Source organism: Rhodovulum kholense (assembly GCF_003053725.1).
Classification (GTDB): domain Bacteria; phylum Pseudomonadota; class Alphaproteobacteria; order Rhodobacterales; family Rhodobacteraceae; genus Rhodovulum; species Rhodovulum kholense.
On sequence record NZ_QAYC01000021.1, the window covers coordinates 47,451 to 58,060 of the forward strand.

The window sequence follows — 10,610 nt, forward strand, 5'->3', positions numbered from 1 at the left end:
CGCCTCCTTGGCATATGATGGTATGCAACCGAATATAGGGGCCGGGCGCCCCAAGCAAGAGATCGTATCGCGAGGCAAAAATCGCCGTTGACACCGTCTGCGGCCACCTATAGATCACCGCCTCACGACACCTGCCCAGGTGGCGGAATTGGTAGACGCGCTAGCTTCAGGTGCTAGTGTTCGCAAGGACGTGGAGGTTCGAGTCCTCTCCTGGGCACCAACCCCAAAAGCCGGGGAATCATCCCCTAAAGTCAGGGGAAGACGTGGCGAATTACCTACATTCCAAAGACTTGCCCGATGGTCTCGATCTCGGGCCCGTGGTGGCCATCGACTGCGAGACGATGGGGCTGAACCCGCATCGCGACCGGCTGTGCCTGGTGCAGATGTCGTCGGGCGACGGCGACGCGCATATGGTGCAGATCGCGCAAGGCCAGACCGAGGCGCCGAACCTGACCCGGATGCTGGCCGACCCGAAAACGCTGAAACTTTTCCATTTCGGCCGATTCGACATCGCGATTTTGCAGCACACGTTCGGCGTGACCACCGCGCCGGTCTATTGCACCAAGATCGCCTCTAAGCTGGTGCGCACCTATACCGACCGGCACGGGCTGAAATACCTGCTGCAGGAATTGCTGGAGATCGACATCTCGAAACAGCAGCAAAGCTCGGACTGGGGCGCGCCCTCGCTGAGCCCGGCGCAGCTCGACTATGCCGCTTCGGACGTGCTGTACCTGCACCGGCTGAAAGAGACCCTGGACCGGATGCTGGCCCGCGAGGGCCGGACCGAGATGGCCCAGGCCTGCTTCGATTTCCTGCCGACCCGGGCCCGGCTCGATCTTTCCGGTTGGCCCGAGACCGACATCTTCGCACACTGAGACCATGACGCCCGAAACCTGCCTGTCCATCGGCCGCCGCGTTCTGCGGATCGAGGCCGACGCCGTCCATCGCCTGGCCGAGAGCCTCGACCAGGACTTCACCCGCGCGGTCGAGACCATCCTTGGCGCGACCGGCCGGGTCATCGTCTCGGGCATGGGCAAGTCGGGCCATGTGGCGCGCAAGATCGCGGCGACCTTCGCCTCGACCGGAACGCCCGCGCATTTCGTCCACCCCGCCGAGGCCAGCCATGGCGATCTGGGGATGGTGGCGCGGGGCGATGTCTGCCTCGTGCTGTCGAATTCCGGCGAGACGCCCGAACTGGCCGATATCGTCGCCTATACCCGCCGCTATGGAATCCCGCTGATCGGCGTCGCGGGCAAGCCCGGCAGCACGCTTTTGCGCCAGGCCGACGTGGCGCTGGTGCTGCCGCCCGCGGACGAGGCCTGCCCGATGGGACTGGCGCCCACCACCTCGACCACGATGACGCTGGCGCTGGGCGACGCGCTGGCCGTGGCGCTGATGGAGCACCGCCAGTTCACGCCCGAGCATTTCCGCCAGTTCCATCCCGGCGGCAAGCTGGGGGCGCGGCTCTCGACCGTCGCGGACCTGATGCATTCGGGGGAGGACATCCCGCTGGTACCGACGGGCACCGCGATGCCCGAGGCGCTGATCGTGATGAGCCGCAAGAGCTTTGGCGTCGTTGGCGTGACCGGCCCCGACGGGCGGCTGGCCGGGATCGTGACCGATGGCGACCTGCGCCGCCATATGGACGGCCTGCTGGAGCGCAGCGTCGAGGAGGTGATGACCGCGAACCCGCTGACCATCGCCCCCGACGTTCTGGCCGAAAAGGCGGTCGCGGTGATGAACGACCGCAAGATCACCTGTCTTTTCGCGGTCGAGGACGGCCGCCCCGTCGGCATCCTGCATATCCACGACTGCCTGCGCGCCGGGGTCGCATGACATATGCGGTCCTATGACAACGCCTATTCCCGGTTCATCGCAGCGGCCAAGATCGTGTTCCCGCTGGCCGCGCTGGGGCTGTTGTCGACCCTGTTCATGATTTCGCGCGACCATGGCAGCGCCGGCACCGGCGACGGCCTGCCATATGCCAAGGTCGAGATCGACGACCTGCTGCGCCAGCAGCGGCTGGGCGCGCCCAACTATGCCGGCGTGACCCGCGACGGCACCGCGATCTCGATGCGGGCCGACTCAGCCCGGTCGGACCCCGACCGGCCCGGCCGCGGCGAGGCGCAGGCGATGCAGGCGCGGCTGACCCTGCCCGATGGCAGCTCGGCCGAGATCGAGGCCGATACCGGGTCGATCGACACCTCGGACCGGGTGGCGGTGCTGGAGGGCGACGCGAAGATCTCGACCTCGACCGGCTACACCATCGAGACCGACCGCCTGCGGTCGGCCTTTGCGGACACCAATGTCGAGGCGGACGGCCCGGTCACCGCCAACGGACCGCCCGGCCGGATCGAGGCAGGCAGCATGACGCTCAGCGCCGACCCCGCGGACAAGGGCAGGTATCTTCTGGTTTTCAAGGACGGCGTGAGGCTGATATATGAGCCCGAGCAATAGGGGAAAGGGTCCGGTCGTGTCGATACGCGGTCGTCTGTTGGCGTTTGCGCTGGTTCTGGCGGTTCCGGCCGCCGCCTGGGCGCAGGGCGCCCAGATCGCCTTCGGGTCGCTCGATCACGATGCGTCGCTGCCCGTCGAGGTCACGGCCGAAAGCCTCAGCGTCGATCAGGGCGATGGCACCGCCGTCTTCAGCGGCGATGTCGTCGTGGGGCAGGGCACGCTGCGCCTGTCTGCCGCGCGGGTGCTTGTGGTCTATGGCTCGGGCGGCGCCGGCAGCGGCAAGATCTCGCGGCTCGAAGCCTCGGGCTCGGTGGTTCTGGTGCTGGGCGAGGACGCGGCCCAGGCGCAGGAGGCCGTCTACAGCATCGACACCGCCACGATCGTGATGACCGGCAACGTTCTGCTGACCCAGGGCGACAACGCCGTCGAGGGACAGCGGCTGACGGTCGATCTGAACCGCGGCACCGGCGCGATGGAGGGCCGCGTGCGGACCGTGCTGACCCCGGCCTCGGACAAGCCGTGATGGCCGACGGCGCCTCAGCCTTCGGCATGACCGCGCCCAGCGGCGGTCTGCGGGTCGTCGACCTGCGCAAGAGCTACCGCCGCCGCCCGGTGATCCGCGATGTCAGCCTCAGCCTAGACCGGGGCGAGGTGGTCGCGCTGCTCGGCCCGAACGGGTCGGGCAAGACCACCTGCTTTTATGCCGTCGCCGGTCTGCTGACCCCCGAGGGCGGCAAAGTTCTGCTCGACGGCCGCGACGTGACCACGCTGCCGATGTATCGCCGCGCGCGGCTGGGCATCGGCTATCTGCCGCAGGAAGTCTCGATCTTCCGCGGACTCGATGTCGAGGACAACATCAAGGCGGTGCTCGAAATCGTCGAGCCCGACCGGCACAAGCGCCGCGAGCGGCTCGAAGAACTGCTGTCGGAATTCTCCATCGAACATCTGCGCCGCGCGCCTGCCCTGTCGCTGTCGGGCGGCGAACGGCGCCGGGTCGAGATCGCGCGCTGCCTCGCGGCCAATCCCCGGTATCTCTTGCTCGACGAACCCTTCGCCGGCGTCGATCCCATTGCCGTGGGCGAGATTCGCAGCCTTGTCGCCGACCTCAAGACCCGGGGAATCGGGGTGCTCATCACCGATCACAATGTCCGCGAAACGCTGGAGATCGTTGATCGCGCCTATATCCTGCATGACGGCAAGGTGCTGATGAGCGGCACGACCCAGGAGGTGATCCGCGACGAGAACGTGCGCCGGGTCTACCTTGGCCAGAGCTTCCGGATCACCTGAGGCCCGGGCATGCAGGCCGTCTTCTTCCCGCCTTTTCCGCGACCTTGGCCGGGTCTTGCCGCACCGACAGTCAAGACCGCAACCGAATCGCTGCCACGACCGCCAGTCGCGCCGGATTTCGGGCCGGTCGCGCGGACCGGCGCTGCCGCAGCGCAGCGCGGCGAGGGCGTTGACATGGCGGGGGGACCTGTCGCCAAATACGTGCGATGCCTGCCCCGTCCGCCATCCATCCAGACGCCCGCGCCAAAAGGGCCGCAGACAGGGATACGCTTCCTTGTTGCCGTTGACCCCGCCGCGCCCCGGCCTTAACGGAGTGCAACCCTGCGCCTGCAGGCAATCTCAGGAGGAACAATGCTGTACCAGATCAGCGGCAAACAGATCGACATCGGCGAGGCTCTGCAGACCCATGTCAAGGACGAGCTGAGCGCTGCCGTCTCGAAGTATGCCGACCGGCCGACCGATGCCAACGTGGTGTTCTCGCGGAACGCGCATCAATATGTCTGCGAGGCGACGGTGCACCTGTCGACCGGCCTGACCGCTCAGGCGAGCGCCCATGCCACCGAGATCTACGCCGCCTTCGACAGCTGCTGCGACAAGATGGAAAAACAGCTGCGCCGCCACAAGCGTCGGCTGAAGGACCATCACCGCGATCGTTCGGAACCTGTGGAACTTTCCGGCGGTTCGGCGTATATCCTCGCAGCGACGGACGAGAATGACGAGTCCGACGACCTGCAGCCGATGATCATCGCCGAGATGGAAACCCAGATTCCGTCGATCTCGGTCGGCGAGGCGGTGATGCAGATGGAGCTGAAGGGCGCGGCCCTCCTGGTGTTCCGGAACGAGAAGACCGGCAACATCAACGTCGTGTACGCCCGCGAAGACGGGAACGTGGGCTGGATCGAACCCTGACCCGCAGCTGACACTGCCGCGTCCGTTCACCGGGCGCGGCGCGTCCGAAGCGAGAGGCCTATGCAGCTATCCACGCTCATCACGCCGGAAGCCGTTCGCGTCTTCGGCACCATGTCCAGCAAGAAACGCCTGTTCCAGGAGCTTGGCGAGGTCGCCCACGCCGCCTATGCGCTGCCCTCGGGCAACGCCGTCGACGCCCTGCAGGAACGCGAAAGCCTCGGACCGACCGGGGTGGGACAGGGCGTGGCCCTGCCCCATGCCCGGCTGTCCGGCATCGACCGGGTCCGGGGCGCCTTCATCCGGCTGGAAAAGGCGATCGATTTCGGGGCGGTCGACCGCCAGCCGGTCGATCTGATCTTCGCGCTGTTCGCGCCGCTCGATTCCGGCGTCGATCACCTGAAGGCGCTGGCGCTGGTTTCGCGCACCCTGCGCGACGGCACCGTCTGCGCCAAGCTGCGCGCCAATACCGACCCGGCCACGCTGCATGCGGTGCTGACCGAGGCGGCGGCGTCGCAGGCGGCCTGACCTAGCCGCGCCAGCCCCCGTAGCCGAACCTCAGGAAATCGCGGCGGTAGGCTTCGGCCGCCGCCGCGTCCAGGTCCGCGTCATGGATCGCGGCCAAGGGAACCGGCCCGACCGGCGCCGGGTCGCGCAGTGCCGGGGCCGCACGCCCGAGACTTGCGGCAAGCTCGGCCAGATCGCGGCCCAGCGTCTCGGCGCGGACGATCCGGTCGGGCAGCAGCGATTGCGCCATGCCCTCCAGCAGAACCGATTGCGACGCCCAGGACGGATCGACGCGCAGCGCGCTCTGGCCGCCAAGCTGGCCCTTGAGGAAAGTCAGAAACCCCAGAAACGCCGCCCGGTGCGCGGCCGCATCATAGCCAGGCCCGGGTCCGTCCTCGGGCAGCGGCACCCCGTAAAGCTCGCGCAGCGCCCGGCGCAGCCTGGGAAAGCTGTCCGGACCGACCGGCAGGACATGACGGCAGAAGGCGCGATGCGCCCGCTCCAGCGGATGGCTGATGACGGTAAAGCTGCGATGGCCCGGATGGCGCCGCAGCCAGTCGTCCAGCGTCTTGCGGGTGAAGCCCCGCCGCAGCGCCTCGGGGCCACGCCCGTCCAGCGCGGCCAGCCAGGCCTCGACCTCCGCCACCGGGCCGCCGGGGACCGGAAGGAACAGAAGCGGGCTTTGGGGCGCAGCCACATGGCGCCGCAGGGCAGGTCCGCGCCGCGGCTCGAAGAGGTCTTCATCGAACAGCGCGCAAGGGTCGAGATCGGCCAGCGCGCGCGTCATCTCGTCGAAATTCTCGACCCGCGCCGAAAGCGGCCCGGGGTTCTGCTTTTTCAGCCGGGTCGGGGCGGCGTTCAGCCGGGCATCCGTGCCCAGGAAGGCGAGCAGGCCGTTCAGCACCTCGACATCGGCGATCTGGTCATAGCCGATCCGGAACGGGGACTGGCCCGCGACCTGAAGCGTGCGCGTCACCTGCGCCCGGAAGGCCCCCAGCCGGTCTAACCGGTCGGCGAAGTCCGCGGGGTCGAACCGCACCTGCGCCCGGCGCGCCTTGAGCAGATCGGTCAGCCGCCACTGGCCGGTCCGGGCCGCGATCAGTCGCGACACATGGCTTTCGACCGGATTGCGGACCAGCAGGATCTTGGCGCAGCGCCGGTCGGCCAGAACCGGTGCCAGCACCCGGGCATCGTGATCGTGAAAGAAGCGAAACCCCCAAAGCCCGCCTTGGGCCGCGGCACGCATTGCCGCCAGAAGCCGCCCCGGATCGCGCTCGCGCTCGGCCAGCGTCACGCCCAGATGCTCGGTCCGGTCCTTGTGGCCGATGAAATGCGGGTTGAACGCCTCGCCATGACAGCAGAGCCCCGGTACGCCGTTCAGCGCGTCTTCGAGGTAGTTGGACCCGGTCCGCATCTCGGCGAACAGCACGAAGCTGTCGAAGGGGCGGTCCATCTACATCACCAGATAGGGGCGGCGCAAAGGCGGCGGCCGAAGGCGGCTTTCATCGGCCGGGAAATCGCCCACCAGATGGGGCAGCATTCCCTCGTTTTTCAACCGTTGCAGGAAGGCGCCAAAGCCGGACAGCGGCACCAGCCGGGGGGCCGCCGCCAACGGCAGCCGCGAACGGGCTTCGGGCGCGATGTCCTCGACCAGGCCCAGCAGCACCTCCATCGGTGTGCGCACCGCATCCGCCATCGACCAGATTCGCACCCGCGCCCGCACCTGGGGCGCGCGGAGGATATCGAGAAAGGCGGCCTCGACCCTCTGCAGCTCGGCTGCGCGCTTGCGCAGCACGGCAAAATCCTGCCCCGACCGAAAAAGCGGCACCGCCCAGGCCCCGGTCGCCACCGCGATATGGGCATTGCGGTCGATGGCCAGCGGCCAGGAGATCTCTTGCCGGTCGGCCGGTCCGAACATGAAGCACTGGCGTTCGCCGCGCCCGGCCCAGATCAGGTTGCGCAGAAAGCCGCCCGGATCGTAGTCGCGCAGCGCCGCCGCGTCCGAAATCCCGCCCGAAAAAGACGCCCCGCCGCCAGCGAATTCGGCCCGGTCCGGCGCGAACAGGTGCCCATGCACACGGGCCCCGACATGCCGTTCGAACCAGGGTGCGAAATCCTCGAAAAGCGCGTCAAAGCCCTGCAGGACGGAAAACGGCGCGCAGGTCGTGGCATGGGCCCAGTCCGGACTGGGCAGGCGGCTTTGCATGACCAGCCCGGGCCGCCCCCGCACGCGCCGGTCGTCCGCCGCCGTCAGCAGCCGGTCGAGCCGCGCCGGATCTGGCTCGGCCGCCCCGCGCGCGGGCAGACCCGGATCGAGGAAGGTATCGTATAGCCAGTCCGCCCCGGGCCAGATCTTGCGGGCGACAAAACAGTCCGACCGGCGCAGAAGCTGCAGGTGATCGTCGTAGAAAACGAAGGGCCGTCCCTGCCGGTTGAACCGCGACAGCGTCAGCGACCGGCTTTCGACCCGGCGGCCGTGGCGGCGCACCAGCGTCTGGAAATAGCTTTCGTCCGGGATCCAGACCCGCCGGAAATAGCGTTCGATCCGGCGCCGGTCCGGGTCGGTCAGGATCGCGCTCAACGTGCGCCGGGTCAGGCACCACCATTGCGAGCCCAGATGCGGCTCGAGCCCGGCGGGAGGGCACCGCCGTATCCCAAGCCGCCGTTGCAGCGTGACAAGCTGGTCGAACAACCGGCGCTGCCGTTTCCAGGCGAATGGAAAGCTTAACGAAAAGCGTTCGCGGCTGAGCCCGCCCACCGTCCAGGGAACCTCGTCGGTGGTGACGGATTCGATGAAATCGGTCTCGGGCCGGGCGGCGAGATAGGCGGTCAGGTCGGCCGCGGGCCGAAGCGGCAGGCAGGCGCCCGATGCCAGATAGACATGGCCGATCGCCGGAAACTCGGCCAAGGCCAGCTCGACCGCCGCCAGCGTGGCCCGCACGATGGACCAGGTGCCCCATTCGCAGGGATGGCGGGCGCAGAACCGCACATCGGCAAGCCCGGCCAGCGCCTGCTGCATGGCCATGACCTCGGCCTCGGGCACCCGGCTGTCGACATGGATCACCACCGGACACCCGGCCTCGGCCCAGTGCCGCGCCACGGCGGCGGCCCGGTCGAGCGCGGTGTGCACGATCATGACAAAGCCGACGCTCATGCCCAGTTGCCCTGCGAAATCAGGCCCAGCAGATCGAGCTGGCGCCAGCCTGCGTATGTCTCGGACCCCTCGCACCAAAGCTCTGCCCCGCGATCCAGACCGCTGCGGTAGGCGCGGTATTCGCGGCCGTCGGCATAATGCTCTCGCCGCTCGGCCTCTTCGGCGGCCCTGGCGGCGAAGCAATCCAGGAACTTTGCATGCAGCAGCGCCCCGCAGGTCTTTTCGCCGCCGGTCTCGTCATAGACGAGGTTCAGCCCGCGCGGCAGCAGCCGGTGGGTCGAGCTGGTATAGACATAGGGGCGGCGCCAGCGCACCAGCGGGATCTTGTTCAGCGCTGGCGCCTGTTCGGGCGCCTCGGCGAACCAGGCGCGGGCGCGCGGGCCGCCCTGGATCCACAGATTGCGATAGGTGGGGTCCTTCCGGAACCTGTAGCTGCCACTGTCGAACCAGCAGGCAATCTCGAACGGGTCCTGCCCGGCGCGATAGCGCGCGGCGCCGATCGGCCCCTTCGGATAGGTGTCGATCAGCATCGCCCCGAAGGACCGGGTTCCAGCGCTGTCGAGCCAGTCGGTCAGCGCCCGCAGCGGCCGGGTATCGCAATGGGGATAGACCAGAAACTCGTCCACATCGACGGTCAGCGCCCAATGACCGTGCCCGTAGCGGCTCAGCAGCCCGTTCAACCAGTCGATGCCGAAATGCGCCTGCCGGTAGCTTGCCCCGGTGGTCCAGAGCGACACATCCGGCTGGTCCCGCAATAGCGCCTGCGCCCCGTCCTCGGACCCGTTATCGACGATCAGGAAGTGGTCGATGCCAAGCCGACGGTAATAGGTCAGGAAATAGGGAAGCCGCACCGCCTCGTTGCGCAGGCAGACAAAGGCCAGAAGCGCGCCCGGCCGGATCTGCGCCGTCCGGTCGGCGACAGGCCGCAACTGGCGCCGCGCGCGCCGTGCCCGCAGCTTCCACAGCTCGCGTTCGAGCCTGAGCCGATATGTGGAGATGGCACCCAAGCGGCCTCCTGCCGGTCCCCGTCGGATCGGGACTAAAGGAAACCGCCTAAACCTCTCTTAAAACGCGCCCATCGGCGCCCAGGCCCCGCCCGCGATCAGCCCCAGCGCCTGCAGCTGGCGCCAGTCGCGGAACCGGACCGACCGGGCATCGGCCAGGACCGGGTCGGCAAGAATCGCGTCGTAATAGACGCCATAGCGGCCCGGGTGGGTGAAATGCTGACAACGGACCTTGTCCTCGGCCGATTTCGCCAGCGCGAGGTCCAGGAACTTGCTGTGCAAAAGCGCGCCGGTGGGCGCGTCCCGCCGCGCATCGAAGCCCGCGTTCAGGCGGCGCGGCAGGGCGATATGGGTCGAGCTGACATAGACATGGCCGCGCCTCCAGCGAATCAGCGGTGTCTTGTGCAGATGCGGCGCGCGGTCAGGCGCGTCGGCGAAGAAGGCCCGCCGCCGCACGCCGCCGCGGATCGAGATCCCGGCATACCGGCGCTGGCGGTCCCAGAGATAGCCCTCGGCATCGAAAAGCGGCAGCGCCTCCAGCGGATCGGCGCCGGGCGCGCAACGCGCCGAGGACAGCGGGCCTTCGGGATAAAGCTCCAGCATCAACGCGGCCAGCATCGGGATGCGGCGGGCGTCGAGCCAGGCGGTCAACGCGGGCAGGCCGAGGCTGTCATGGCGCGGAAAGACCAGCAATTCGTCGGCATCGAGCGTCAGGCACCAGTGCCCCGCCCCGTGGCGGGTCAACAGCCAGGTCAGCCAGTCCATGCCGAAGCGCGCCGCGCGATAGGACGCCTCGCTGCGCCAGACCGATACGTCGGGGGCATCGGCCAGAAGCCGCGGGGTGTCGTCGGTGCTGGCATTGTCGACGATCAGAAACTGGCTGACGCCAAGCCGCCGGTGATGGTCGAGGAAGTGTGGCAGACGCTCGGCCTCGTTCCGGAGGCAGGCGAAGGCCAGGATCGCCCCGGGGCGAATAGCGGCGGTGCGGTCCGCGACCGGCTGCAACTCGCCTCGCTTGCGCAGCGCCCGGACCAGAAGCCGTGCCCGGCGCCAGCGCAGCCGGAGGGCCCACCAGGGCCCGTCCGGGTCGGAAAAGAGCCTCAGCCCCTGTATCCGTCCGACTGGAACCATTTCCAGGCGTCCTGGATCATGGTGGGGAGGTCGGAGCGTTCGGGGACCCAGCCCAGCTCGGTCTCGGCACGGGCGCTGCCCGAGACCAGACGGACCGCGTCGCCGCCGCGGCGGGGGCCCTCGGAATAAGGCACCGGGCGGTTGGTCACCGCATGCGAGGCCTC

General features: G+C 68.4%; 11 protein-coding genes, 1 tRNA gene and 1 pseudogene. 8 read left to right on the plus strand and 5 right to left on the minus strand.

Annotated features, from left to right (window positions below):
• Positions 1-133 precede the first annotated feature (133 nt).
• The 8 genes from C8N38_RS18905 to C8N38_RS18940 all read left to right on the plus strand — a co-directional run bounded on the left by C8N38_RS18905 (position 134) and on the right by C8N38_RS18940 (position 5,178).
• A tRNA-Leu gene (locus tag C8N38_RS18905) sits at positions 134-220 on the plus strand.
• A gap of 43 nt (positions 221-263) precedes the next feature.
• Positions 264-875 (plus strand): ribonuclease D, encoded by a 612-nt coding sequence (locus C8N38_RS18910; protein ID WP_108028689.1) that lies wholly within the window; start codon positions 264-266, stop codon positions 873-875.
• Positions 876-879: 4 nt separating this feature from the next.
• Positions 880-1,836, plus strand: a complete 957-nt coding sequence (locus tag C8N38_RS18915; RefSeq protein WP_108028690.1) for a KpsF/GutQ family sugar-phosphate isomerase — start codon at positions 880-882, stop codon at positions 1,834-1,836.
• Between the two features lie 3 nt (positions 1,837-1,839).
• On the plus strand, positions 1,840-2,457 hold the full coding sequence (gene lptC, locus C8N38_RS18920) for an LPS export ABC transporter periplasmic protein LptC (protein WP_108028691.1): 618 nt from the start codon (positions 1,840-1,842) through the stop codon (positions 2,455-2,457).
• On the plus strand, positions 2,441-2,980 hold the full coding sequence (gene lptA, locus C8N38_RS18925; protein ID WP_108028692.1) for a lipopolysaccharide transport periplasmic protein LptA: 540 nt from the start codon (positions 2,441-2,443) through the stop codon (positions 2,978-2,980). The genes lptC and lptA overlap by 17 nt, the downstream gene beginning before the upstream one ends.
• Complete coding sequence (gene lptB, locus C8N38_RS18930; RefSeq protein WP_425440059.1) at positions 2,980-3,744, plus strand: LPS export ABC transporter ATP-binding protein; 765 nt, start codon at positions 2,980-2,982, stop codon at positions 3,742-3,744. The genes lptA and lptB overlap by 1 nt, the downstream gene beginning before the upstream one ends.
• 351 nt (positions 3,745-4,095) lie before the next feature.
• On the plus strand, positions 4,096-4,653 hold the full coding sequence (gene hpf, locus C8N38_RS18935; protein WP_108028693.1) for a ribosome hibernation-promoting factor, HPF/YfiA family: 558 nt from the start codon (positions 4,096-4,098) through the stop codon (positions 4,651-4,653).
• A 60-nt stretch (positions 4,654-4,713) separates the two neighbouring features.
• Positions 4,714-5,178, plus strand: a complete 465-nt coding sequence (locus C8N38_RS18940; protein WP_108028694.1) for a PTS sugar transporter subunit IIA — start codon at positions 4,714-4,716, stop codon at positions 5,176-5,178.
• A 1-nt stretch (position 5,179) separates the two neighbouring features.
• Here the strand turns inward: C8N38_RS18940 and C8N38_RS18945 are convergent, their stop codons facing one another.
• The 5 genes and pseudogenes from C8N38_RS18945 to C8N38_RS18965 all read right to left on the minus strand — a co-directional run.
• On the minus strand, positions 5,180-6,610 hold the full coding sequence (locus tag C8N38_RS18945) for a nodulation protein NodH (RefSeq protein WP_108028695.1): 1,431 nt from the start codon (positions 6,608-6,610) through the stop codon (positions 5,180-5,182).
• Complete coding sequence (locus C8N38_RS18950; protein ID WP_108028696.1) at positions 6,611-8,311, minus strand: DUF5927 domain-containing protein; 1,701 nt, start codon at positions 8,309-8,311, stop codon at positions 6,611-6,613.
• On the minus strand, positions 8,308-9,318 hold the full coding sequence (locus C8N38_RS18955; protein ID WP_108028697.1) for a glycosyltransferase family 2 protein: 1,011 nt from the start codon (positions 9,316-9,318) through the stop codon (positions 8,308-8,310). The genes C8N38_RS18950 and C8N38_RS18955 overlap by 4 nt, the downstream gene beginning before the upstream one ends.
• A gap of 57 nt (positions 9,319-9,375) precedes the next feature.
• A complete protein-coding gene (locus C8N38_RS18960) occupies positions 9,376-10,446 on the minus strand; it encodes a glycosyltransferase family 2 protein (protein ID WP_108028698.1) in 1,071 nt (356 codons plus the stop codon).
• Positions 10,416-10,610 (minus strand): annotated as a pseudogene (locus tag C8N38_RS18965) (UDP-glucose 4-epimerase GalE); the annotation flags it as partial. The pseudogene C8N38_RS18965 and the gene C8N38_RS18960, both read right to left, overlap by 31 nt.